The sequence below is a fragment of the Bacillus sp. PSXD-155 genome, assembly GCF_049310765.1.
Classification (GTDB): domain Bacteria; phylum Bacillota; class Bacilli; order Bacillales; family Bacillaceae_G; genus Bacillus_A; species Bacillus_A cereus.
Genome location: NZ_JBMOWC010000007.1, coordinates 193229 through 219819, shown reverse-complemented (window position 1 = coordinate 219819; position 26591 = coordinate 193229). Strand labels below are relative to the sequence as shown.

Below are 26591 nucleotides of genomic sequence, written 5' to 3'. Positions count from 1 at the left end.
AGTATAAAATTAAGAAATTAGGAATTTTTCATTACTCTAAAAACACGCTCTTTAACTGAAGATTATTAAATTAAGTTTTTTAAAATTATATTTTTAAAGGTTTTCAACATCATTGCCTCTTTTCTAAAACCATAAAGAAAGTACTATCTGGTAGTGCAACCGCATTCCCAGACTCATCTGTAAACTCGATTTTCTCGCTAAGATGGTTTGTATATCCATCCTGCAAATAGTTCATAGCTTGAACGATGTTTACTTTATCTCCAAAGATACTCTTTACAAAATCCTTATAATCGTTTGGCGTAAAGATTCCAAACTGCTCCTGCACTTCATGAACGAAGGAGTCCTCGCCCCAAGTATATGTATATAAGAACTCCATTGCATCGTTAACAGGCATTTTGACTGTATTTTCTGCAATTACTTCATACTGGATTGTACGCCCCTTAAATTCATGGGCATACTGCTCTAAGAACTTCATTCCATCTGCATCTTTAAAACGAATCAACCGCATTAACTTTTTATCTTCGGTCATGATGCCATCACGAATGATAATACGACCTCCTCGCTTTAACACCTTATAGGCACTCTGCAGCCCCTTTTTAATAACTTCATGATTGAATTTCTTACCTTCATACTCGATATAAGAGAACAGCTCATGAAGGATAGAAGAATATACAATCGTATCAACCGATTCTTTTTCAAACGAGCTGCTTAAGTTGATTGCATCTCCTTTAATGACGTCCCAAGAACGCCCTTCGTTCTGCTTCTTCTTTTTCAACGTATCAATCACGTTTTCAGAAATATCGATACCGTAGATTCGTTTATTCTCGGTCTCTTCTTCAATCATGTCTAGCATGACACCACCACCAGCTCCGACATCTACAATCGTATCTCCCTTTATATAATCAAGAATAATTCGTTTATCATCAGCCGAACTATTCATATGCTCCAAATACACTTCTTCGTTATGGAATCTATCATATGCATCCTTTCGTAACCCGAAGAAATCAAACAGTAGCACATTTGCCCGAGCATGCATCATATCTATCTTTTCTGCCTCTACACAGAAGGTAATTAACGCCTCACCTACAGCAGAAAACTGAAACGACACATACGCAGTCTTCATATCTTCATCGACTTTAACCTCAAAAGAAACATGCGTTGTATTCGGTTTCTCGTTCTCACGGTACTCCCGTAGATACTTCTCAATAACCCGCTTACGATACACGTTGTCCTTTTTTTCGCCTTTGAAATCATAATGCAGCTGTTGCATCAATTTCTCGAAATGTATATGCTGAACTTTTCTAGTGCCTATCTCATTCTTTAACATAACAAAAACTGTCCAAATATCCTCAAAGCTAAGAGCATGCATAGACGGTTCTACATACCATAAATCCTTATCAAATAAGAATGTTTGAACGTCACTCTTCTCGCTCCCCATAATTATATCTTTTTCAAATGCTGACTCCTTATGTTTTGGCGTGAGTCTATGTATGCGAGAAGTAAATGGCTCCATATAACCATCAAACAAACCATCAATTGTAATCTTCACATCGTTCTTCACTTCACTCCACAAAGCTTTTGATACGCCCTCAATAATGCATTGGTTAAGATAGTATAGAATCTCCTTTAACCTAACGTCTCCGTATTCTTCTTTATATGTGTTAATTAAATCAATATGGGAGTCCAAACGAGCCTCTCCGCGGATATACTGCCCGATTAATCCATGTGTTCTAATTAAATCTCGAATAAACAAATATTCAATAGCGTTTAAGTTTGTCTCTACACGTTCAATAAACTGAATGTCACTAAAGATATCAGCAGAACCCTCATTATGTACCAATAGATTAATCCCTTTTTTCTTCCATTGCTCCCGCTGTTTTAAAGATCCTACCTTTGCAAGTTCACTATACGTTAGTACCTTTTCAATAATATGATACGCTTCTTCAGCTAAAGGCAATCCATCTAGCACTTGCAGCGTACGGTGTACATAGTACAACACTGCATCTGTTTTTAATGCACCAAGTGCTTGTACATTCTCATAGTTTTGATGTATCTCCTCTGCCTCAATTAGATGTTTTAACCACGTAGGGATTGCAACAGAAATCCCTTCAATGTATGTATTTAGAACTTCAATGCTTTTCAACTTATTTCCCTCCATATATAATCAATATCTGTAGTAAAGTCTGGGACACCTTCTCCAAAAAGAGCATCACCTTATGTCCCTCCCCCTAAATACTACTACTTGCTTTTTACCATCTACATCTCTTTCGAATAAAAATGCATCAAACCCAGTCTTTTTATCATGTAAAAGAGAGGTATCAATTTCGTTACTAACATGCCAAGGTTGTAACATATTCTTGTGTTCAGCTCTTATTTTAACTTCATTTGTTTTAACAGAATCAACTGAAAATGGAAAAGGCAAGCGGGTGCACTCCACTTGCCATTTTTTCATAGCTTAGTATGTATTTGAATTTCTTTTGCTTTCTCTTTTTCACCCTTCACGCGTACAATTAAATCATATGATCCGGATTTTGGAGCTTCAAAAGAAAGCAAACCTTCTTTTTGAGAAGTGATTTCTTCTTCATAAATAACCTTATCATCTTTTGTAACTTGTAATAAAATTGTACCTTCTTCAACAGCTGCTTCATAAGGGATTTCCACATTTCCTTTTTCAGCTTTAAGCGCTTGTACATCGTAATACCCTTGCAGAGAACCAATTTTCAAAGTCGTTTCGCCATTTTTTTGAACCTTTGTAACTTGTGTTGCTGTATTGCACGCACTTAACAATACAACAAGAGTGAGAATCATAAATAAACGTAATGATTTCATAGAAATTCCCCTTTTTTTATGTATATGAGAATTAAAATTCATTCTTTAACTATTTCAAAAACACCAACACCTAAAAAGAATCACTGCTTTTCTTCAATTTCTTTTTTAAATAATTTTTGAAACTCTAATTCTGTTTCATTAATAAAACCAAGATGTAACACACTAGAGATATCTTCATGATTCAAGAAGAAATTGTACTCTGAAGAAATATTACCATGAGGGAATATACGAAGTAATTCATCTTCTATTTGCTTTATAATATTAAGAAAAGATTCATGTGCTTTATTCATTCTAGGTAGATCATTATAAAAACTTAAACTGGAAGCACCAACCCATCTCATTTGAAGCTTTAATAATTCCCCTTGAATTTTAGAATGACGATTCGATTCTATATTACTAGCATATTTAAAATTCTTTGCAATTCTTCCGGTCTAACTTGTATATTCCCCATGGATATCCCCCCTATCCCAATAACGCATTCAAAAAATTTCATCACACAAATTTTTAATCCTAATCATTAAAAACCCTACTTTTTCTTACTTTAATTGTTTCTAAAATGTAGAAAAGAACCCCTAAACCAAATATCTTTTCAGCATTAGAAATATTATTACCTAATTTAATAATAGGTACATTTAATCCGAATCTTTCGCTCCATTCCAAAGGCATATATCCTCTTTTACAGTTTATTAATATCCGGTTATCCATTGTACGAAAAGAAGTTTCGAAAAAATTAAATTCAACTTCTACTTCAGAAATTTTCATCTCTTTTTCATTCATTAAAGAACCACGTACCATTCCAAATCCTTGTATCATATTTTCTTTAAACATCCCTACACAATTATAATTTGAGTCATAAATAGCCCAATCATAGTTTTCAACTTCACTATGAAAATATGCAAGAATTTCCCCATCCTTTGCTTCCAATCCAACAACTTGCTTGTTTTTTAAAAAAGGTAATTTTGAAGAAATTATATCAGTTGGAACCATAGTTGTTCCTACTATATAGGCGCCATCGGGAGTATATAAACCGTAATGTTTATTATTTTGAGGTAATTCTAGTAAAACATAAGTATCAATATCCCAAAACTTCAAATCATTTTTAGCTATATTCTCTTTTAATAAATTCCCTTTTCTTAATTGCCAAAATCCAATTCCCCCAAAAACAAACGAAGCTATAACCATAAATATTATTTCTCCCCAATTAACATCACTCCAACTATTATACAGACAATATAATCCAAAGAGAAAAATCCCTGTCCCAATTAAACACTTAAACCGTCCCCTTTTTTTATAATACTCAAATAATTCCACACAAACACCTCTATCAACTCATCTTAATACCCCAAATTACCTTTTAAGTATATCAAGGACAAAATATATAATCTAATATTTTTTTTATATAATTAAAAACAAACATAGTTACAGAAAGAGAATGTTTGTATGCTGATCTGTACTACATTTCCTTACTCCTTGTATGCTATATTTCTATTCTTCTTTTTACTTAAACAAACTGCTCAATCTTATTTGTTGCGACTTCTTATGAATGTGTACCTACAATTTTGCATTTATCTTCTTTATCTGCAGGGAACACCACCAAAGGATTTCCCTGCCCCCTGTAAAAAAAACCTTACTTTTAAAAAGTAAGGTTTTTTGTATTTATTCATTAGCAATATAAGCATTCTTATACGTATAAATACCACCAAATTGATGCTTTTCAATTCCTTTTACATAATCCTTTTGTACATATGCTGAGCCAATATGATAAAGCGGTGCCACAGCTGCATCTTCTAATAATACCTGTTCGGCTTCTCGCAACGCTTTCCATCGATTTTCCGTATCTAGTACAAAATCCGTTTTCGCTTTCTTTATTAATTCATCGTAACGAACATTAGAATAATTCATTTTATTATTCGGATTCCCTGTCGTAAATAACTCTAAATAACTAATTGGGTCTTTATAGTCAGGTCCCCAATTTGCCATAGTTATATCGTAATCACCTATTTGTTCTAACTGTAATTTTTGCTTAAATGGCTGTTGTTTAATTTGTATCGCGAGTCCTTGCAAATTCTTTTCTAAATCACCTTTTATATATTCTGCCATACGTTTTGCATTATCTTGTTCAAACGTTAAAAACTCGAGGTTTACTTGCTCTACTTCAAGCTCTTTTTTCGCTTCTTCCCAAAGTTTTTTCGCATTTTGCAAATCATATGAGGAAATATCTCCATTTTCTTTTCTAAAATCTTTACCAGTCACTTCATTTACATGACCAACTGGTACAAGTCCACTTGCAGGTTTTGCTCCGTTATTAATAAAGTGAGCAACGAAATCATCTTTATTTAACGCTAATGAAATAGATTGACGCACCTTTTTATTTGCTAACGCGTTATTTTTTTCATTAAAACGAAGCATAGCAATTCCAGGATCACTCGACATATGTAATTCCTTATTCCCTTTATACTTGTCTACAACTTGCGAATTAATAGGTACTCGATCCAAATCTCCGGCTTCATATAAATTTACAGCTGTCATTGTATCCTTTAGGATATGAAAGTTTATTTCATCTAATTTCACTTTCTTTCGATCCCAATATGTAGTATTTTTCTTTAATTGAAACTCTTGTTCATGCTTCCATTTTTCTAATACAAATGGACCGTTATATATGAGATTACTAGGTTCCAATGCATAATTGTTTCCTTGTTCTTTCAAAAATGATTCATGCTGTGGTAAGTATATAGGTAGTGCTAACAACTGTAAAAAATACGGAACTGGCTGTTCGAGTTCAACTTCTAACGTATAATTATTTATCGCTTTAACCCCAAGTGCATCAAGAGGCATTGTTCCCTTATTGATCTCTTTCGCATTTTTTACATAAAAGAGCATGGACGCATATTGAGAGGCTGTTTCAGGGTTAATTGCACGTTTCCAAGCAAATATAAAATCATTTGCTGTTACATTATCCCCATTGGACCATTTTGCATCTTTACGCAAGTCAAATGTATATTTCTTACCATCTTCACTTCTTTTAAACGATTTTGCTATGGCTGGAGTAGGCTGATCTTGATCGTTTAATACATATAACCCTTCAAATATATTCTGCATAATGTGTGCTGATGTACCATCTGTTGTTTTCACAGTGTCCAGAGAAGGAATTTCTTCTGATACTGTTACATTTAACACTTGTTTTTTAACCTCTATGTCACTTTTATCCGCTTTATTATTACAAGCTGTTAATAATAAAGATGTAACAAGTGCCATTACCATTAAATGGCTCTTTTTTCGCTTCATGAGTTGTTCTCCTTAAATATAAAATATTATAAAGCGTAATATATTATAGCAGAAATACTAACAGAAAGATGCGACATTCTTTTGAATATTTATTCGTTCAAGAAAAAAGTTTTTTTTAAAAGGGTACGGACTATCTTGGAATCTTTTTGATTTTCAACAAAAAACACATATAAAATAATAAGGTGAATTTTTTGGTTATAATCCCCAAATATCCAACTGGCCATTCATCTTTAATTTTAATTACTCGTGTATCTTCTCACAGCGTATTTACAGCATGTGAAAATAATCATGATCCTGAAGAAGATGAAAACGAAGGAAACGCAAAAGATTTCAGAGAGTTATTCACTCCTGAAGCGAAGAAAACCGTTGCTTTTGTGGGGGGAAATACAGATCTAATGAAATCAGTTAGCAAAGATCTTAAAAACTATAAAATCCAAAAAAGTGAAGAGAAAAATGAAATTGCTACAGTAACTGTTAATGCTGTATATAAAGGTAATCCTAAAAAAGTAATCGTAATTGAACTAGAGAAAACGGATGATGGTTGGAAAATTAGTAAATCATAAAAAAACGGTCTAGAATTCTAGGCCGTTTTTTAGTTTCCTCAATCTTCTTCTTCGAAATCACGTAGACTAGCAAGCAATTCTGTAAATGTTGAGCAAACAGGATATATTGCTTCCTCTATGTTTTCTTCTTCATAATCCCAAAATACTACTGTTGGTGATTCGGGATTGCTACGGTAATCAAAACACAGATGATTCCCAAATGAATCCTTACCAAAGGGATATACTTTATTTGCTAATCTATCTTTTATATCATCATAAACTTGGATGATTGAATTTCTACTTTCTAAATCAAAAGTTAAAAGCTTGCTAAATACATTCTCATCCTGTCCGGGTACATCAAATATTTTGGGTCTTGGATAGCCACTATCATATTTTTTTACACATTCTATAAAATCCATAGGGAATTTAATATTGAAATATTGTTCTACTTTCTGAATGTTTTCATCTGTAATTTCTTTTTTATTTACTCCAATCCAAGTAACGTTGCTCATATATACTCCTCCTTACTTATCGCTGTCTTTTCCCCAAATTTTATATCCACCAGTGTGACCTGTTTTCCTATGTGTTTCATAATCAACAAGTTGCATTCGTCCTGCTTCTTGATGATGATGCCATGTATAATTCTCTGGTACCTCGCCTAGCTTAAATAACTCTATTTCTTCTTCTGTGAATTTTGCAGCTAACTTAGGGTCTTTCATTATTTGTTCGTATAATGCTTTACTACATATTCTATCATGTGTTGGTCTAGATTTTTTAAAATCTGCTTCTTTTAATTTAACTTCAGAAACAGGTTTAAAAATAGGGAAACCATCTAAATCATACGGAATTCCTGTAACTGGATGTTTATTTCCCGCTAACTCACCCAATCTTAACCTTATTGTTTTCGGACCATTTGGACCCTCATAAGTATATGGGGCTGCTTTCTGCAAGTACTGTTGAATACTTCCGACTCCCGCATATGAAAGATGATTACCACCCTTAAATTCATAGTTATTTAATATGTGTAATGCATTTCTATATGCCGGGGAATTAATTACAAGTGATTTTCCTTTAGTAAAACCTGTAATAGCAGCTACCTTACCTGCTTGTCCTACTTTATCTAGACCTTTGCTACCAGCAAAGCCTGTTAGTAGTGTAGTGACTGCGTAAGCTGCATAATGTTCTCTGCTTTCAAGATCTCCATTCCAAAAATTATTCATAAATGTATCTGATACAGTGTTCCATGCAGCAGGAAGAGTCTCCCTATAGTTTACAATCGCATCTCGCATATTTAACCAGGTTTCTTTATCTCCTAAAGCTACAAATCCTTCCCATGCATCTACAGCACCATCTATAAAACCAGTAGAAATACCAGTCCACGCAGCATTTAAATCCTTTTTATTCAAAAATGACTCTTCTGATTTTGGAGGGAGTTTTCCACACATGGCTCCTTCTTGAATATTAGAATCAACTAAATTTTCGCCATACAATTCATCCGCTTCTCGGAATTTAACAGCTGCACGTTCTAATTCTACTGCGATTTTATCTAATTCTTGCAAAATGTTAAACATCATTGGCTTTGCTTCATTAAACATCTGATAGAAACGATCACTGCTTGCTCCGCTCCACTGAGAAGCTATATATTCAGTTTGAGAGTATAAGTCTTTATGTATATATTCTAATGATGATCTCGTATTTCTTACTGTTTTAGCAACTTCTTCTAATTGTTCCGGTGTTACCTTAATTTGTGTGCTCACTCCATCCCTTCTTTGCATATATATTATAAAAATTATGACATATCATGATTTCATGAATGGTTATCATTTAAAAATATCCGTTCCTAAAAGAGACAGTATGTCCCATCATAAAAACAGCTCCAATTCCTCATTAAAAATTGGGGGCTGTTTTTGTTTTAAATGCACTTTATTTTATAAATTTCGATAGTTTTACATTTTAATTCCCGCTAATGTATCATAATTTTTTCAAAATTCCTTAATAAAACCAAAACGAATTGTTATTTCAATCACACGAAGGAAATGATTTTTGTGGAATTAACTCTTCAGACACAAAAACAGGATGTGGAGAAAAGTTTCTCCACATCCTGAATATATCTATCTTTGCAGACCTCGTTTATATCGACTTGCTTCAAATATAATACGCTCTTCATCTAACGTTTTACATTCACCATTCCAAACGACACGTTTTCCGTTAATAATTACATCGCTTATATCTTTACCACTCGCAGCATATACAAGGTGTGATAACACTTCATCCGCTGGTTGTAGATGCGGCTTATTAGACGGGTCAATCGTAATAAAATCAGCACACTTACCAGCTTCTAGTGACCCTGTTTGTTTCATCCCAATGACTTCCGCAGCTCCTTTTGTCGCAAGAGAAAGAGCTGTTTCAACTGGTAATGCTGTTGCATCTTGGTGTATACCTTTTTGCAATAAAGTTGCTATACGCAGTTCTTCAAACATGTCTAAATTATTGTTAGACGCAACACTATCTGTTGCAATTCCTACTTTTATTCCTGCTTCTAGCATCGCTTTTACATTCGCTATACCAGAACCTAGTTTTAAATTACTATTTGGGTTATGTGCTACTCGAACATCATGTTCTGCTAAAAATGCACGCTCATTTTCATTTAATACTACACCGTGTGCAATAACTGTTGGGCGTTTAAACAACCCGCAACTTGCTGCATATTCTACTGGACGTTTTCCGTACTGTGCTTCAATATCACGTACTTCACGCTCTGTTTCCGAAAGATGAATATGGACCATCGTTTGATTTTCTACTGCAATACGTGCGCATTCTTCTAACAGTTCTGTAGAACATGTATATGGACTATGCGGTGCAACCATCGTAGTTAACATGCCACTTTCTTTATAGTAACGCTTCACATATTTCTCAGCTTCTTCAATTGCTTTCTTTTCATCCTCTTTCGTTCCGAAGCTAAATAAAGTTCTTGAAACAGCAGCTCGCATTCCACTCCTTGATACCGTTTCCATAATTGCATCTTGATTTACTCCAATTGGATTAAACATGTCAGAAAATGATGTTGTACCACTTTTCACCATTTCAAGTAATCCTAATTCCGTACTAGCAACCGCAAGCTCTGGAGTAAACTGACTTTCAAGTGGCCAAATTCTCGTCTCCAGCCATGGTTGTAATAACATATCATCGCCAATACCTCTTAAGAGACTCATTACAACGTGTGTATGTGTGTTTACAAGCCCTGGTAAAACCCACTTTCCTTTCATGTCAATTACTTCATCTACTTCAAAATCATTAGCGAATTCTCCGCTCTTTACATCTATAATTTGATCATTTTCTACAATGATATATCCATTTTCTATCACTTCGTTTTGTTCATTCATCGTTACGATTGTAGCGTTTACATAAGTTGTTTTCAAAAGTATTTCCCCTTTCAACTCTATGAAGTTCCCTTTAATAAGTTACCACCATTATAGTAACTTATTAAAGATTAAGAGTCAAAAGATAATTTGAATTCTTTCGTTATTTTTTCCTTCAAAATGTTATATTGCTTTTCATTTGTATCTGCAAATGCTTCTTCCCGATTTGACTTTTCATCCATATAATTCAATTTCCCATTGAATTGAGTCTCTGTAAAATCAAATCTCTGCCCATCTATAAAGTTATAAAAGTGCCATACCTCTCTTACTTTTGTCTTTTTAATTTCTCCTCTGTATATGTCTTGAACGACAAGAGCTGTAACACCACATTGTCCCTTTGCTGGATTTTCAATTGTCCACTTTGAACTTGTTTCAATTGACCACGATTTTATTAGTGCTTCATATATTCTTTTTTCCTTTACATCATCCATTCTAATCTTCCCCTACTATTAATAGTTTTACACATCATATTTCAAAAGAGGCAGTAAACGACCCTTAAAGACAGTTGATGGTATCTCTCCTATTAACTGTGCTCCCATTTTCAAGTAATATCCTTTTGCATTCGGATCACTATCAATTGTAAAACTTTTTAATCCTAGTTCATTTGCTTTTTCTATTACATACTCCCAAAGTATTTTCCCGTAACCTTTTCCTTTGTAATCAGGATGAATGTACAAGAAATCGAGAACTTTATCATTACGTAAAAATGAGAAAAAACCAATCTTCGCATTATCGTTTTCTAAAACATATACAAAATTATTTTTTATGTATTCTTCTGTAATTGTTAAATCTTCCTTACAAGCAAGTATGAATTCTTCACTATAATTCCACGTTGCTTTTGATTGTAGTGCGAGTTCACTTAATTCATTTGCTTCACTTAATAACGCTTCTCTTATCTTCATGATTCTTTCTCCTCACTTTCGATATGTAAACTACTAAATTGATTCGGAAAGCACTTCAAAAAACCTTTTATTTTCATAAATTAGAGCTTACTTTTATAATTCTTTATTATAATCAGTACGATTTTCAACAAATTTTTTAAAGAAAAAGAACGCCATCCCTAAAAGTTGGCGTTCTCTTTTTCTAAAATTTAATCTTCAAACTCACTCATTCGTTTTACTATTTCGTACGATACAAACCTATACAGTTTCTACTACCGCTTCAAGCATTGTTCCATTTTTAGCATAATTCGTATGCCAAGAAAAAGCTTTTTCTAAAATATGAGGAGTTTGTCCACCTCTTGTTTTTGCTTCTTCGTAATAAGCACGTAGTTGATCACGATACATTGGATGTGCGCAATTCTCAATAATAAGTTCCACTCTTTCTCTTGGCGCAAGCCCTCTTAAGTCAGCATACCCCTGTTCAGTGACGATAACATCTACATCATGTTCTGTATGATCTACATGTGAAACGAAAGGAACGATGCTTGAAATGTTCCCACCCTTCGCAATCGATTTAGTAACAAAGATAGCTAGGCGGGCATTTCTTGCAAAATCACCAGACCCACCAATACCATTCATCATTTTTGTACCTAAAACGTGAGTAGAGTTAACATTACCATATATATCCAATTCTAAAGCAGTATTAATTGAGATTAATCCAAGGCGACGAATGATTTCAGGATGATTGGAAATCTCTTGTGGACGCATCATTAATTTGTCACGATACTTTTCAAAGTTAGAAAATACTTGTTGCATTTTCTCTTCAGAAAGCGTTATAGAACAACAAGAAGCAAAATTGACTTTTCCAGCATCCATAAGATCAAAAACTGCATCTTGTAAAACCTCGGAATATACTTCTAAATCTTCAAATTCTGAACCTAACATTCCGTGCAATACTGCGTTAGCAACTGAACCAATTCCTGATTGTAACGGCGCTAAACGATTTGTTAATCGGCCTACTTTGACTTCTTCTCGAAGGAATTCGATTAAATGCTGTGCCATAATAACAGTTTCTTCATCCGGAGGAACAATTGTCGATGGCGAATCCAATTGATTCGTAAACACAATTCCCTTTACTTTTTCAGGATCAATTGGAATACCGATTGTTCCAATTCGGTCATCCGTTTTCACAAGCGGAATTGGAAGCCTCTCTCCTTGTTTACCTGGTTCATATAGATCATGTAGCCCCTCTAATTGCGCGGATTGAGCCATATTCATTTCAATAATAATAGACTTAGCATTTAAGGAAAACGCTAAGGAATTTCCAATTGAAGTGGTTGGAATAATCATTCCGTCCTCTGTAATCGCAACCGCTTCCAAAATAGCGAAATCTATATCTAGAACGTCAGCACGAAGTAACTCTGCTGTATGAGATAAGTGCTGATCTACAAATAAAAAGTCTCCGTTATTAATTCCTTTTCGCATTGTCGCATCAGCTTGGAAAGGCAATCGTTTCCCTAAAATTCCTGCCTCAGCAAATAATTTGTCTACATCCGAGCCTAAAGAAGCCCCAGTATAAACATTTACTTTAAAAGATTCATCATTCTTAACTCGGTTTACAAGCGCAAATGGGACTGCTTTCACATCACCTGCACGTGTAAACCCACTTAAGCCTAAAGTCATTCCACTTTGAATCCAGGAAGCTGCTTCTTCAGGTGTAACTACCCGATCTTTTAGGCGTTGATCTCTGATTCTATCTAAATTGTTCTCCATATGTAATCCCTCTCTCATTGAATATTCATAATTATTTTACACATTAACACTATCAAAATAGGGATTTTAGTATACAATGCCGAAAATTCAGACAGAACAGCAAATCTAGGTTCTAAAGCAGAAAAATTTAGAATCCTAGAAGCTTACGGAAATAACTAGCGTATGATTGACTAACTGGTACCCTCTCACCATTATCCATCGAAAGTACAAAAGTAGAATGGGTATCAGGATAAATCGCTTTAATATGATTAACATTTACAATAAACGAACGGTGACATCTAATAAATGAATCTTTCGGAAGCAAGTATTCGAATTCTTGTAGAGAGTATTTATGTGTTCCTGATAACTCTTCTGAATTCACATACGTCTTTTTATCTTTAGCCTCTAAATACATAACCTTTGAAAAAGGAACCGGAATCCAGCCGTCTGTTGTTTTTAAAGTAACGACTGACTTTCCATCCGTTAAAGCTGGATAAATTGCCGTTACGCACCCTTCAAGCTTTCCATTGTTTGAAAATGGTACAGCCATTCCATGATAAGGAATACCAAAAACATCCCGATTAATAAACTCAGATGTTTTTTGATTCATCACCATCGATTTATGAGCAATCGTTCCTTCCTTTATAGGATCCCCGACACTAATCTTTAAATCAATTCGTTTACTTGGCCGATAGTAAATATATTCTTTCGTATTCGAAACAGCAATTGAAATTTCATCTGAAAATAATTCACCAACAACATCTAGTAATAAACCTAACGTTCTATCTTCCATTCTATTAACACCTCATTCACTATTATACTACTATTATGAACAGGCATCTGTTGCTTTATAAAAAGTTTGATTTTAAGTTACTTTTAAAATTAGTTTTATTCACTATTACTTCGTTACTACAAAAAACCTCACTTCAGAAAAGTGAGGTTTCCTCTCATACAATATTTCTTTATTTTTTTAACGACTATAGAATAAGATTTATTTTTTATTAAGTAAAGTGAATTTAAGAATTTATTGCCCCTATTTCTGTATAATAAATAATCCCAAACTACAAACAGTTTGGGATTATCTTTCTCATTTATTATGCGCATCTAACCACGAAATTAAATCTTTAAATACTTCATCCTTATTTACTTCATGAAACATTTCATGTCTACCATTTTCATATAAACGTAGTGTCACGTCTTTCACACCACATTTTTTATAGTTTTCATATACTTCTTTTACACCTTTCCCCATATCGCCAACAGGATCACGATCACCAGAGAATATATGTATTGGAAGATTCTTTGGCGTCTTCTTGTATTCTTCTAGTTTATTTACTTCTAATACTCCAGAAAATAATTCTCGGTAAAAACTCGTCGTACAAATGAAACCACATAACGGATCCGCAATATATTTATCAACTTGATTATTATCTGAAGATAACCAATCAAATTTTGTACGATTTGGCTTAAAGTTCGAATTGAAGTTTCCGAAAGATAAAAAGTTTAACATTGGACTTTTCGTTTTTGCCCCGCGCAATTTCATTTCGATTGTTGCTACTTTATGACCAATAGCTCCTAAAAGCCCTGGATTTCCACCTGTTCCTGAAATTAGAAATCCATCATATAGTTCACCCCTAAGTTGTACAGCACGTCTTGATAAAAAAGAACCCATACTATGTCCAAGTAAAAACAAAGGACTTGACTGTTCTTCTTTTATCCTTTCTGAAACAAAGATAACATCCGATACAACTTGATTCCACCCTATATTTGGTTCAAAATGACCATAATCTTCTTCTTTTTTTACTGTTTTCCCATGTCCTTTATGATCATGCGCATAAACACCATAACCTGCTTCCAATAAAGCATCTACAAATTCTGTATACACCCCTGCATGCTCTGTCATGCCATGTGCAATCTGAATAATTCCTTTCGGATCTCCTTCTGGTAACCATTTACGCAAATAAATTTCCGATCCATCCAATGCCGTAACGAAACTTTCCTGTACATTCATTTCGTCAGCCCCCAAATTTATTATGTATACCTTTAAGAAAAATGAATATCCATTCACTTTTCTTATTTTATATTATATGTAATTGCTTTCATTATGACAAATGATGTATTTTTCAGACTTGCTTTCAAACTAATCTCTTGACGAACCAAAAATAAAATTATATAGTTACTTACATAAAGTAATTATATAATTTTTAGGAGGTTTCTACTATTATGATGCCATCACTATTTTTAGCACATGGTTCGCCTATGCTCGCTATTCAAGATACAGACTATACACGATTTTTAAAAACACTTGGAGAAACATATAAACCGAAAGCAATTGTTATTTTCACTGCTCACTGGGAAAGTGAAGTATTAACGATTTCCTCATCAGATAACGAGTATGAAACAATTTATGATTTTGGAGGTTTCCCCCCTGAGTTATACGAAATCAAATATCGTGCGAAAGGCTCTTCTAGCATTGCATCTATGTTAGAAACAAAATTTAGAAACAAAGGTATTCCAGTCCATCATAATATGACGAGAGGTTTAGATCATGGTTCATGGACACTCCTGTACCGCATGTATCCAGAAGCAAATATTCCTGTCGTGCAAATATCAGTAAATCCATTCCTTTCTGCAAAAGAACAATTTGAAATTGGAGAAGCACTTAAAGGACTCGGACAAGAAGATATTTTAGTAATCGGTAGTGGCGTTACCATTCATAATTTACGAGCACTGAAATGGAATCAAACTACTCCTGAAAAATGGGCAATTGAATTTGATGATTGGATTATTAAACATATGCAGAATAACGATAAAGATGCATTGTTTAATTGGGAGAATAATGCTCCTCATGCACAATTAGCAGTACCAAGAGCAGAGCATTTTGTTCCTTTGTTTATTGCAATGGGAAGTGGCGAGAATAGCGGTGAAGTCATTCACCGTAGTTATGAGCTTGGTACATTAAGTTATCTCTGTCTTCGATTTTAAAGAAAAAGGATGAAGTACATGTTGCTTCATCCTTTTTCTTTTTCATTCACTTAGTTAACTAACTTCCAAACGTTGTTTCTCTGATACTTCTTCGTTCTTATTATGAAAATAAACCCAAATACACGCAATAAATAATAGTGATGATGTAGAGAGGAAAACATATTGGAAGCCTGCATGCGCTGCAATTTGTCCCCCGAGCACTGGCCCAATCATATTTCCTAAAAACTGAAACGACTGATTATATCCAAATATTCGTCCCGTAACATGGGTTGGTGTATGTTGTTTTAGTAGAGTTTGTACGGAAGGCAATAATCCTGCTTTTGCGATACCTAATAAAAATCGAAGAATTAATAGTTGCCAAGCTGAGGTTACAAATGCTTGCGGGATAAAAATAATTCCTGCTGCAAATAACGCTACAACTAACGTTTTTTGAGGACCGATATGATCTGATAATCTTCCTAGTCTTGGTGCTGCCAAAATAACTGCTAATCCTGTCGCTGACATAACTGCACCCGCAATTGTTTCAATATGTGCAGTATGAGGACCTACTAAATTTTTCACGTACAATGTAACAATTGGTTGAACTGACATATTAGCAAGTTGAATAATAAATGTTGTTACAAATAAACTAATAATTAAATGCTTCGCTGGGACCATCGTCCATACTTTTTTCGGCTGTGTTTTTTTTGCTTGAGCAGAGTGATTTTCTTCATGCAGGAAGAAAAAAACGATGAGAAAGGAAAGGAATAAAAAAGCTCCTGTAACAAGAAAGACATGACGCATTCCAATTAACTCAGACAAATAACCTCCAAGTAACGGGCCAAGTAACGAACCGCTCACACCACCAGTTGAAATTGTGGAAATCGCCCAACCTGAATGTTCTTTCGGAGTTTCTGCTGCAATAAATGTCATCGCTGTTGAAAGGAAACCAGATACTGCTCCCATTAAAAATCTTAGTGCGACTAGTTGATACACATCCGTTACAAATCCCATAAGCGTCATAATAATCGCCATACCAAGGCTAGCACGAATAAGCATCAATTTCCGTCCATGTATATCACCAAGCTTCCCCCATATTGGTGATACGATCGCACCCATTAAAAATGTTACACCAAATGCAAGTCCCGACCACTGTGCAATGCTTGAAGTGCCAGTTACTCCTAATTCCTCAATATAAAAAGATAAGAAAGGAATTACTAAACTCATACCGGCTGCAGTGGTAAAACAACCTAGCCAACAAATCATTAAATTCCGTTTCCAGCTGGCCATTTTCACACCTTCTTTCTTTAGATACCCATTCTACACCCTTTCTTGTAAAAAGTTTAGTAATTTGCTTTATATGTAAGATTTACTACAAAACCCGCTATTTTCTAGTGAAAATCACTACAATCCCACATTTTTTTCATAATAAAACCAACTCCCACTAAATGAAGTTGGTTAATAATCCATTAAACCGTAACCATAAATAATTGAAACAATTACACCCACTACCAATATACCTGGAAGTAAATTTGCCACCTTGATTTTAATAATACTAAGCAAGTTCAATCCAATAGCAGATATCATAATGCCGCCCGTAGCCGTCATCTCCACTATAAATTGGTTCATTAATTCTTTCGGGACAAAACTATTAATTTGTGTTGCAAAAACTGCAATACCACCTTCATATAAAACAACTGGAATCGCCGAAAATACTACGCCAATTCCTAGAGTTGTCGTTAATATAATAGAAATAAATCCATCGATAATCGCCTTTGTAAATAAAATATCATGATTTCCGCGAATCCCACTGTCAAGTGCACCAAGTATCCCCATCGCGCCAATTGCAAAAATTAAAGTAGCTGTTACAAAACCTTCTGATATGCTACCTTTCCCTTTCGATCCAACTTTATTTTCTAGCCAATCCCCTAAATGTTTTAACTTTTCTTCTAATTGTAACCATTCTCCAATTACCGTACCAATCACTAAACTCAGTATGACAACAAGAAAGTTTTCACTTTTTAATGCCATTTGAAGCCCAAGCACAGTAACCGCTAAACCGATTGCGTGCATTATCGTCCCTTTCATACTTTCTGGAATCCTACTAAATAATTTACCAAGTAAAGTACCAAATATAATACAAATCCCATTTACAACTGCTCCTAATATAACCATTTCTCATTCTTCACCCTTCGAATTCTTTATTTCTATATTTTGGTTTATACATTGATTTACAGGTTATCTATATGTTAACTTAATATTGAGAATATTAACAAATGTTTTCCACTACATAACCCGCTATTTTTTGTAACTTTAATTACCTTTAATAGATTCAGTGTTAATTTAATTGCGGGATAATATTAAAAGGGAAGGTATATATGAAAACTTTACTAAAACGATTTTTGTTAATAGCCTTTTTCATTACACCGATTGTTTTATTAATCAATTACTCTTTTATTTCAAAAGCAAAAGACAAACCCGATTTGCAAAACAAATCTAGTAAAACCGCTTCAAAAAGCGAAAAGAAAATAGAAGACCAAGAAATCACACTCACCTTCTCTGGTGATACAATGTTCGATTGGCAATTACGTCCTATAATCGAAAAAAATGGGGCTGATTACCCATTCCAACATGTAAAAGAAGAAATAAAAAAAGCTGATATTTCTTTTGTGAATTTAGAGTCGGCATTTACAACGAAAGAAAAGAAAGCACCTGGGCAACTGTTTTGGATTAAAAGTGATCCATCTACACTACAAGCTATTAAAAACACTGGATATGACATCGTAAATATTGGGAATAACCACACACTTGATTATGGGCAAGATGGATTATTAGATACGATTTCTCACGTAGAAAAATTAAAGTTCCCTTACATTGGAGCCGGAAAAAATGCGAAAGATGCATATACAGCACGAGAAATGACCGTAAAAGGGAAAAAGTTTAAATTTCTTTCCTTCGTTCGATTTATGCCTGATTCTAATTGGGTAGCTGGTGAGAATAAACCTGGCGTTGCGAATGGCTATGATTTAAATCTTGTAACAAAAACAATTAAAGAACAAAAACAAGATGCAGACTATTTAATCGTCTATATGCATTGGGGCGTTGAAAAATCAAATCGTCCGGTAGAATACCAAAAGCAATATGTACCTAAAATGGTTGAAGCAGGAGCTAACGCAATTGTCGGAAGCCATCCACATTGGTTACAAGGGTTTGAGTATTATAATAAAGTTCCTATCGCTTACTCATTAGGTAACTTTTTATTCCCGAGTTATGTGAATGGGAAAAGCGCTGAAACTGGCGTATTAACTTTAACTTTTAAAGGAAAGGATGTCCAAATGTCATTCAATCCTTATATCATTCGCAACAACCAAGTTTCCCCTGTAAATGAGGGAGAAAAGAAAAAAGCTCTTCAATATTTACAAACAATTTCAACTGATGTAGAAATTGATGATACAGGGAAAATAAAAAACAAACGAAACTAGACAGCTCAAGATCTATTTCTCTGTAATATACTTTACAGAATAGGTGATAAACATGCTGAAAGACTTATTAGAAAATGTAAGTTTGTTAGAGAACGTTTATAAAATGTCTATAGCAATCCTACTTTTATGTTCCTTTTATTCTGTGAGACTATTTAAAAAAATAAAGCGAGAGAGAAATCTTACTCCCTTTGAATTTACAATGTATGTAATTATTCGCATTGCGATATTTTTTTGGTTAGCTAGCTTTATTCTTCTTGAATTTAATGAGTACCTAGTTTAACTATAAAAAAGATAGAACAAGCACTATATTTCCTCGCTTGTATCTATCTTTTTTATTTACATTCTAACTCTTTCCTTCTATTAAATAAGCAAATCAAACAAAACTGGGTTTTTATTAAGTTCCATAAATTGAATATTATTTTCTTTAAAGCGAGTAATTAATTGCTCATAATCTTCTTTATGTTTTAATTCTACGCCGACTAATGCTGGACCATTTTCTTTATTATGTTTCTTAATATACTCAAAGCGCGTAATGTCATCTTCTGGTCCTAATCCTTTATCAAGAAATTCTCTTAGCGCACCTGAACGTTGCGGAAATTCAATGATAAAGTAATGTTTCAGTCCTTCATAAATGAGCGAACGCTCTTTCATTTCTTGCATTCTATCAATATCATTATTTCCACCACTTAGCGTACATACAACTGTTTTACCTTTTATTTCATCCCTGTATAAATCAAGTGCTGCAATAGAGAGTGCACCAGCCGGTTCAGCTACAATCGCATTTTTCTTATACAGTTCTAAAATCGTCGTACAAACTTTCCCCTCTGGTACTAAAACAATATCATCAATTACATCTTTACAAGTTTCAAATGTTAACTTTCCTACTTTTTTAACAGCTGCCCCATCAACAAAGCTATCTATTTTATCCAATGCCACATTTTCATTTTGAAGAAAAGCCTCTTTCATAGATGCAGCTCCCATTGGCTCTACACCAATAACCTTTGTAGTAGGACTAACACCTTTTACATATGTTCCAACTCCTGATGCTAATCCACCACCACCGATTGCTGTAAAGATATAATCAACCGGTTTCTCCATATCATGCATAATTTCAACTGCCACTGTCCCTTGACCAGCAACTACATACGGATCATCAAACGGATGAACAAATGTCATTCTATTTTCTTCACAATAACACTGTGCTTCTTGGAAAGAGCTATCGAATGTATCACCAACTAATACAATCTCTGCGAAATCACCACCGAAAAATTGTACTTGTGATACTTTTTGTTTCGGTGTTGTTGTGGGCATAAATATTTTTGACGTAATCTTCAATAAATTACACGTATAAGCAACTCCTTGCGCATGATTACCAGCACTTGCACAAACAACACCGTTTTGTAACTTTTCTTTCGGTAAACTTTGAATCAAATTGTATGCACCACGAATTTTGAAAGAGCGAATTAATTGTAAGTCTTCTCGTTTTACATAAACGTCACAATCATATTTCTCAGATAAAACTGTATCACGTTGTAACGGTGTTTTAATAACGATATCTTTCATGCAATTATGGGCCATTAAGATATCTTCAATTTTCACTCTCTCCTTTATCTTTTGCACCATTATATATCATCCTTATCTCTTTTAAATTGGCTCAATCAAAATTCGGGATTTTCAGAACAGCCCCTGTATTCGCCGATGTTACCATTTGTGCATAACGTCCAAGCCAGCCAGTTTTCACTTTCGGTTCTGGTCGTTTCCATTCTTTTTTACGCTTTTCTAATTCCTCATCACTCACCCTTACTTCTAGCAAGCGTTCTTCAACATCAATACATACAATATCCCCTTGTTCAAGAAGTGCAATCATCCCGCCCGCTGCTGCTTCTGGTGAAATATGTCCTACTGAAATTCCACGTGAAGCTCCAGAAAAACGTCCATCCGTTAATAATGCAACCTCAGCACCTAATCCCATTCCAGCAATTGCTGATGTTGGTGCTAACATTTCTGGCATACCAGGGCCACCTCTTGGTCCTTCATAACGAATGACAACTACATCTCCTTTTTTCACTTTCCCAAGCATAATGCCAGCAAGTGCCTCATCTTGTGAATTAAAAATAACACAAGGTCCTTCAAAACGCTTTACCTCTGTTGCACCGCTTTTAATAACTGCTCCATCTTTCGCAAGGTTGCCTTTTAATATACGCAATCCTCCTTCCTCACTATGAGGGTTTTCGAGAGAGTGAATAACTTCCTTATCTTTAATCTCTGCCTCAGCAATATTTTCTCTTAATGTTTGCCCAGTAGCAGTTATTCGATCAAGATGAAGTACTCCTTCTTTCCGGCTCATCTCTTTCAAAATTGCACTAATCCCGCCCGCACGATCAATATCTTCCATATGCCAATTTGAGGCTGGACTTACTTTACATAAATGGGGTACACGTCTTGAAACTGCATCAATACGATTCATATCATAATCTAGTCCTGCCTCTTGTGCGAGTGCTAGCGTATGTAATACTGTATTCGTTGATCCACCCATCGCCATATCAAGTGCAAAAGCATCGTCAATTGCTTCTTCTGTTACAATATCACGCGGCTTAATATCTCTTTCAATTAAAATTTTCAATTTCTCTGCTGCTTGTTTAATTAACTCTTCGCGTCTTGGATCAATTGCTAAAATACTCCCGTTACCAGGAAGAGCTAAACCTAACACTTCACATAAACAATTCATAGAGTTCGCGGTAAACATACCCGAACAAGAGCCACAAGATGGACAGCCATGATCTTCAATATCTTTTAATTCTTCTTCTGAAATTTTCCCAGATTGATAAGCTCCTACCCCTTCAAAAACAGAGCTTAAATCAACAACTTCTCCTTTTGACGTTTTTCCAGCCGCCATCGGACCGCCTGAAACAAACACAGTCGGAATGTTAATACGAAGTGCAGCCATCATCATACCTGGTGTAATTTTGTCACAGTTTGGGATACAAATCATGCCGTCAAACCAGTGTGCATTTACAACCGTTTCTACTGAATCTGCAATAATTTCACGACTCGGCAGAGAATAACGCATACCGATATGTCCCATCGCAATACCATCGTCAACTCCAATTGTATTGAATTCGAATGGTACCATACCTGCCGCGCGAACGGCTTCTTTTACAAGTTTCCCAAACTCGTTCAAGTGTTTATGCCCTGGAATAATTTCAATAAAAGAATTACAAATTGCTATGAAAGGTTTATCAAAATCTTCATCTTTCAAACCAGTTGCTTTTAATAAACTACGGTGCGGCGCTTTATCAAAACCTTTTTTAATCATGTCACTTCTCATCTTGTCAAATCCCCTCTTACATATTTTTCATTTATACTCTCTTACTCTATTTCTTTACTAATTCTTTCGGTGCATGAATCCAGCTCATCATTTCACGAAGCTCTGCTCCTACTTTTTCTAATTGATGATTTTGCTCTGCTTTTTTCATTGCATTATACGTCGGACGCCCTGCTTGATTTTCTAAAATCCATTTCTTCGCAAATTCACCTTGCTGAATTTCTGTAAGAACACGCTTCATTTCCTTCTTCGTTTCATCTGTAACAATTCTCGATCCTGTTACATAATCTCCAAACTCTGCCGTATCTGAAATAGAATGGCGCATAGTCGTTAATCCACCTTCGTACATTAAGTCAACAATTAGCTTTAATTCATGCAAACATTCAAAGTATGCAATTTCAGGACGATATCCGCCTTCTGTTAATGTTTCAAAACCAGCTTTCACAAGTGCAGTTACCCCGCCACAAAGTACAGCTTGCTCTCCGAATAAATCTGTTTCTGTTTCTTCTTGGAATGTCGTTTCAATTACACCTGCACGTGTACAACCTACACCTTTTGCATACGCAAGTGCTACGCTTAATGCCGTGCCCGTAGCATCTTGATGTACTGCGACTAATGCCGGAACACCATTTCCTTCTTGGAATACACGGCGAACGAGATGTCCTGGACTTTTTGGTGCGACCATCGCTACATCTACGTAACTTGGCGGATTAATTTGTCCGAAGTGAATGTTAAATCCATGTGAGAAAAGTAACATTTGTCCTTCACGAAGATTCTCTTCTACCTCTGCTTTATACACATGAGCTTGCTGTTCATCTGGCAATAACATTTGTACAACTTGTGCGGTTCGAACCGCTTCTGAAACAGACATTACTTCAAATCCATCCGCTTTCGCTACTTCATACGACTTACCAGGACGAACACCAACTACAACCTCTACACCAGAATCACGTAAATTTTGTGCTTGCGCATGACCTTGTGATCCATAACCAACTACTGCAACAGTTTTTCCTTGTAATAACTCTACATTTGCATCTTTTTCATAATATGTTTTCATATTCCATACACTCCTTATAATTTATTTACTTGCAGAACATCAATTAATTTTTTCAACTGACTAACAAGTAATGTCGCTTCATTTTCAGTACAAACTGCTGTGAGTTTCATTTCAGAAACACCACTAGTATCTCTTTCTTTTAAATGTAAAGAAGAAATATAATAACCACGCCGAGCAAAAATCCCACTTATACGTAATAAGACGCTTGGCTCGTTATGAATAACGAGTGAAAAAGTATGACTCATTCTTCCCACCTCTTCATAATCATTTCGTTATTCCCTTTGTTTGGCGGAACCATCGGAAATACGTTTTCACCTTCTTCTACACAAAAATCAACTACGACAGGACCTTCATGAGCAAATGCTTCTAACATCACTTGTTTTGCCTCGGTTGAATTTGTTGCTCTTAATCCCTTTACTCCATAAGCTTCTGCTACTTTCACAAAATCTGGTGATCCAATTTTTGATTCTGATAAACGATTTTCATAAAACATTTCTTGCCATTGCCTTACCATCCCTAAAAATTTGTTATTTATGATAAATACTTTTACAGGGATGTTATTTTCAGCAATTGTTTGTAGTTCTTGAATGTTCATTTGAAAAGAAGCGTCACCTGCAATACAAATGACAAGTTCTTCTTTTTTAGCTAGCTGAGCACCAATTGCCGCTGGAAAACCAAACCCCATTGTTCCTAATCCTCCAGAGGTAAGGAACGTCCGAGGTTTTCTTGCTTTATAGAAGTGAGCAGCCCACATTTGATGCTGACCTACTTCTGTTGTGACAATCGCTTCACCATTCGTTAATTCACTTACTAAGTTGATCACATGCTGTGGTTTTAACTCAGATTCTTTTTGCTTATAAGAAAGTGGATATTCTTCTTTCCATGTCTTTACTTTCTGAAGCCATTCGTCTGTTTGTGTATAAATAGACATATGTAACAGCATGTGTAACGCTTTTTTTACATCACCAACAATCGGATGTTCTACAGTTACATTTTTATGAAACTCAGAAGAATCAATATCAATATGTACTTTTTTCGAGTGCGGAGAAAAAAGTTCTAATTTTCCTGTTACACGATCATCGAAGCGAACACCTAATGCAAGTAGTAAATCACATTCTGTTACCGCCATATTAGCAGCGTATGTCCCATGCATACCAAGCATCCCTAGAAACAATGGATCATCCGGTGGATATGCACCAAGTCCCATTAAAGTTGAAACGACTGGAATACGGTTCTCCCTTGCGAATTCGAAGAGTTCATCGGATCCACCTGAATGAATGACACCTCCTCCAATATAAAGAAGTGGACGCTTAGATTTTGAAATTGCTTTAGCCACCTCTCTAAGTTTCATGCTGTCTGGTACAAGTTCTGGTTTGTACCCCGGAATATCAACTTCTTCATTAAAGAAACTGGTGACTTTTGCATTTTGAACATCTTTTGGAATATCAATTAATACTGGTCCCGGGCGCCCGCTTTTGGCGATATAAAAAGCTTCTTGCACAATTCGTGATACATGATTCACATCACGAACCTGGTAATTATGCTTCGTAACAGGTACTGTAATTCCGACAACATCCGCTTCTTGAAATCCATCTTTACCAATTAAAGGCGTTGCAACTTGCCCGGTAATGACAACTAAAGGAATCGAATCCATATAAGCGTCTGCTAAACCCGTAACTAAATTTGTCGCCCCTGGGCCAGAGGTAGCAAAGACTACCCCGACCTTTCCAGAAGCTCTCGCATATCCTTCAGCCGCATGAATGGCAGCTTGTTCATGACGAGTTAAAACATGTTTCAAACCACTTTCGTATAAAGCATCGTATATTGGCAAGATTGCTCCGCCCGGATAGCCGAAAACGGTCGTTACACCTAATCTCTTTAAACATTGAATCACATGCCCAGCGCCTGTCATTTCTTCATACTGTAATTTCTCATACGCTGTATACTGCTGCTTCATTTCCATTAACTCCTCTCCTTATTTACGCTAAGCTTTCCGTCAGCCCGGGAACACGTACTCCTCTTTCTCTCGTTAATTTTTTAAATTCTTCGGTCAATTGTTTCGTTACACTTCCTGGTTTCCCATCTCCAATTTCTCTGGAATCAACTTTTACAACTGGAATTAACTCCGCTGCTGTTCCTGTTAAAAATACTTCATCCGCTACATATACATCATGGCGAGTGAACGGTCTTTCCTCACACGGAATACTCAGTCGCTTACATAGCTCGATAACACTATTTCTCGTAATACCTTCTAATGCTCCTAAATAGGATGGCGGGGTTAATACTTTTCCATCTTTCACAACGAAAACATTATCACCAGAACCTTCACAAACATATCCTTGTTGATTTAACATAAGAGCCTCTAACACTCCTGCTTGTGCTGCTTCGATTTTTACAAGTACGTTATTTAAATAATTCATTGACTTAATACGTGGATCTAACGCATCTGGCTTATTACGTCTTGATGCAACAGATACAACGCTTAGCCCATTATCATAAAATTCTTGTGGGAATAACTTTAATTGTTCTGCAATGATAATTACGCTCGGCTTCACACAACTTCTCGGATCGAGCCCTAAGTCACCTTTTCCTCTTGAGACAATTAAGCGAATGTAAGCATCAGTATATTCGTTTTTTTGGAGTGTATGTAAAACTGCTTCTTCCATTTCTTCTACCGTCATTGGAATTGTTAGTAAAATAGATTTCGCTGATTCATACAATCGTTTCACATGTTCTTTTAAACAAAATACATTTCCTCCGTAACTACGAATCCCTTCAAATACACCGTCTCCGTATAAAAAACCGTGATCATATACTGAAACAACTGCCTTTTCTTTTTCTACAAATTCCCCATTCATGTAAATGTACTGGTTTCCCATCTCACATCGCTCCTCTTTTTTTCTCTATTTTTTGCAATCTATTTCTACATCGATTGCTGAGATGAGTATTTTTAACAGAATATTCAGTATATAAACCTTAAAAATATACTCGTCTCAACAATCGATTACTTACATACTTGTAGCAATCCATTGCTGAGACGAGGGAATCGTGGTAC

Annotated in this window: 25 protein-coding genes, 1 pseudogene and 1 other annotated feature (1 of these 27 cut by a window edge); of the genes and pseudogenes, 4 read left to right on the top strand and 22 right to left on the bottom strand. The window is 35.2% G+C overall.

Annotation, left to right across the window (positions count from 1 at the left end):
* Positions 1–109 precede the first annotated feature (109 nt).
* From ACO6VI_RS10900 to ACO6VI_RS10875, 6 genes and pseudogenes are all read right to left on the bottom strand, one after another.
* Complete coding sequence (locus ACO6VI_RS10900; RefSeq protein ID WP_063547053.1) at positions 110–2143, bottom strand: class I SAM-dependent methyltransferase; 2034 nt, start codon at positions 2141–2143, stop codon at positions 110–112.
* Between the two features lie 66 nt (positions 2144–2209).
* Positions 2210–2422, bottom strand: a complete 213-nt coding sequence (locus tag ACO6VI_RS10895; RefSeq protein ID WP_141552647.1) for a hypothetical protein — start codon at positions 2420–2422, stop codon at positions 2210–2212.
* Positions 2423–2448: 26 nt separating this feature from the next.
* Positions 2449–2829, bottom strand: a complete 381-nt coding sequence (locus tag ACO6VI_RS10890) for a hypothetical protein (RefSeq protein WP_063547051.1) — start codon at positions 2827–2829, stop codon at positions 2449–2451.
* A gap of 80 nt (positions 2830–2909) precedes the next feature.
* Positions 2910–3056, bottom strand: a pseudogene (locus ACO6VI_RS10885) (DUF4176 domain-containing protein); the annotation flags it as partial.
* Between the two features lie 283 nt (positions 3057–3339).
* Complete coding sequence (locus ACO6VI_RS10880; RefSeq protein WP_120460871.1) at positions 3340–4140, bottom strand: ABC transporter ATP-binding protein; 801 nt, start codon at positions 4138–4140, stop codon at positions 3340–3342.
* Between the two features lie 345 nt (positions 4141–4485).
* Positions 4486–6114, bottom strand: a complete 1629-nt coding sequence (locus ACO6VI_RS10875) for a peptide ABC transporter substrate-binding protein (protein WP_063547048.1) — start codon at positions 6112–6114, stop codon at positions 4486–4488.
* Between the two features lie 233 nt (positions 6115–6347).
* Here ACO6VI_RS10875 and ACO6VI_RS10870 point away from each other — a divergent pair, with 233 nt between their 5' ends.
* A complete protein-coding gene (locus ACO6VI_RS10870; protein WP_063549280.1) occupies positions 6348–6677 on the top strand; it encodes a DUF4878 domain-containing protein in 330 nt (109 codons plus the stop codon).
* 38 nt (positions 6678–6715) lie between these two features.
* Here ACO6VI_RS10870 and ACO6VI_RS10865 read toward each other — a convergent pair whose 3' ends face one another.
* The 8 genes from ACO6VI_RS10865 to ACO6VI_RS10830 form a co-directional block, all read right to left on the bottom strand.
* Positions 6716–7168, bottom strand: coding sequence for an SMI1/KNR4 family protein (locus tag ACO6VI_RS10865; protein WP_063547047.1), 453 nt, complete (start codon positions 7166–7168; stop codon positions 6716–6718).
* Between the two features lie 12 nt (positions 7169–7180).
* Positions 7181–8413, bottom strand: a complete 1233-nt coding sequence (locus ACO6VI_RS10860) for a WXG100 family type VII secretion target (RefSeq protein ID WP_063547046.1) — start codon at positions 8411–8413, stop codon at positions 7181–7183.
* A gap of 354 nt (positions 8414–8767) precedes the next feature.
* Positions 8768–10093 carry a bifunctional S-methyl-5'-thioadenosine deaminase/S-adenosylhomocysteine deaminase gene (locus ACO6VI_RS10855; protein ID WP_142951158.1) on the bottom strand — a complete coding sequence of 442 codons (1326 nt, stop codon included), beginning with the start codon at positions 10091–10093 and terminating at the stop codon, positions 8768–8770.
* Positions 10094–10146: 53 nt separating this feature from the next.
* Positions 10147–10506: a YunG family protein gene (locus tag ACO6VI_RS10850; protein WP_098126311.1), complete on the bottom strand. Its 360-nt coding sequence runs from the start codon at positions 10504–10506 to the stop codon at positions 10147–10149.
* A 27-nt stretch (positions 10507–10533) separates the two neighbouring features.
* A complete protein-coding gene (locus tag ACO6VI_RS10845; RefSeq protein ID WP_161519785.1) occupies positions 10534–10977 on the bottom strand; it encodes a GNAT family N-acetyltransferase in 444 nt (147 codons plus the stop codon).
* A 237-nt stretch (positions 10978–11214) separates the two neighbouring features.
* Positions 11215–12729 carry an acetyl-CoA hydrolase/transferase family protein gene (locus ACO6VI_RS10840; RefSeq protein ID WP_078993438.1) on the bottom strand — a complete coding sequence of 505 codons (1515 nt, stop codon included), beginning with the start codon at positions 12727–12729 and terminating at the stop codon, positions 11215–11217.
* 127 nt (positions 12730–12856) lie between these two features.
* A complete protein-coding gene (locus ACO6VI_RS10835) occupies positions 12857–13501 on the bottom strand; it encodes a LytTR family DNA-binding domain-containing protein (RefSeq protein ID WP_029441983.1) in 645 nt (214 codons plus the stop codon).
* 294 nt (positions 13502–13795) lie between these two features.
* Entirely contained in the window at positions 13796–14719 is a 924-nt protein-coding gene (locus tag ACO6VI_RS10830) for an alpha/beta hydrolase (RefSeq protein ID WP_001102576.1), read from the bottom strand.
* 212 nt (positions 14720–14931) lie between these two features.
* On the opposite strand from ACO6VI_RS10830, the gene ACO6VI_RS10825 reads away from it, so the two are divergent.
* Positions 14932–15693 carry a DODA-type extradiol aromatic ring-opening family dioxygenase gene (locus ACO6VI_RS10825; protein WP_161519784.1) on the top strand — a complete coding sequence of 254 codons (762 nt, stop codon included), beginning with the start codon at positions 14932–14934 and terminating at the stop codon, positions 15691–15693.
* 54 nt (positions 15694–15747) lie between these two features.
* Here ACO6VI_RS10825 and ACO6VI_RS10820 read toward each other — a convergent pair whose 3' ends face one another.
* Both ACO6VI_RS10820 and ACO6VI_RS10815 read right to left on the bottom strand, forming a co-directional pair.
* The gene (locus tag ACO6VI_RS10820) at positions 15748–16962 is read right to left on the bottom strand and encodes a multidrug efflux MFS transporter (RefSeq protein WP_422423321.1); all 1215 of its coding nucleotides are present in this window, start codon (positions 16960–16962) and stop codon (positions 15748–15750) included.
* A 168-nt stretch (positions 16963–17130) separates the two neighbouring features.
* Positions 17131–17847, bottom strand: a complete 717-nt coding sequence (locus tag ACO6VI_RS10815) for a DUF554 domain-containing protein (protein WP_000236031.1) — start codon at positions 17845–17847, stop codon at positions 17131–17133.
* 203 nt (positions 17848–18050) lie between these two features.
* On the opposite strand from ACO6VI_RS10815, the gene ACO6VI_RS10810 reads away from it, so the two are divergent.
* On the top strand, positions 18051–19154 hold the full coding sequence (locus tag ACO6VI_RS10810) for a CapA family protein (protein WP_000854539.1): 1104 nt from the start codon (positions 18051–18053) through the stop codon (positions 19152–19154).
* Positions 19155–19206: 52 nt separating this feature from the next.
* A complete protein-coding gene (locus ACO6VI_RS10805; protein WP_023521660.1) occupies positions 19207–19434 on the top strand; it encodes a hypothetical protein in 228 nt (75 codons plus the stop codon).
* 80 nt (positions 19435–19514) lie between these two features.
* Here ACO6VI_RS10805 and ilvA read toward each other — a convergent pair whose 3' ends face one another.
* Genes ilvA through ilvE form a run of 6 tightly spaced genes read right to left on the bottom strand, consistent with a single transcriptional unit; the run spans position 19515 to position 26415 of the window.
* Positions 19515–20777, bottom strand: a complete 1263-nt coding sequence (gene ilvA / locus ACO6VI_RS10800) for a threonine ammonia-lyase IlvA (RefSeq protein WP_000250222.1) — start codon at positions 20775–20777, stop codon at positions 19515–19517.
* A 31-nt stretch (positions 20778–20808) separates the two neighbouring features.
* Positions 20809–22482, bottom strand: a complete 1674-nt coding sequence (gene ilvD, locus ACO6VI_RS10795) for a dihydroxy-acid dehydratase (RefSeq protein ID WP_001255815.1) — start codon at positions 22480–22482, stop codon at positions 20809–20811.
* A gap of 46 nt (positions 22483–22528) precedes the next feature.
* Complete coding sequence (ilvC, locus tag ACO6VI_RS10790) at positions 22529–23536, bottom strand: ketol-acid reductoisomerase (RefSeq protein ID WP_023521657.1); 1008 nt, start codon at positions 23534–23536, stop codon at positions 22529–22531.
* 14 nt (positions 23537–23550) lie between these two features.
* Positions 23551–23781: an ACT domain-containing protein gene (locus tag ACO6VI_RS10785; RefSeq protein ID WP_000019909.1), complete on the bottom strand. Its 231-nt coding sequence runs from the start codon at positions 23779–23781 to the stop codon at positions 23551–23553.
* Positions 23778–25493 (bottom strand): acetolactate synthase large subunit, encoded by a 1716-nt coding sequence (gene ilvB, locus ACO6VI_RS10780; protein ID WP_049107166.1) that lies wholly within the window; start codon positions 25491–25493, stop codon positions 23778–23780. The genes ACO6VI_RS10785 and ilvB overlap by 4 nt, the downstream gene beginning before the upstream one ends.
* A gap of 22 nt (positions 25494–25515) precedes the next feature.
* Positions 25516–26415: a branched-chain-amino-acid transaminase gene (ilvE, locus tag ACO6VI_RS10775; RefSeq protein ID WP_161519782.1), complete on the bottom strand. Its 900-nt coding sequence runs from the start codon at positions 26413–26415 to the stop codon at positions 25516–25518.
* A gap of 151 nt (positions 26416–26566) precedes the next feature.
* Positions 26567–26591: a binding site (T-box leader), on the bottom strand; it runs 215 nt beyond the window's last position.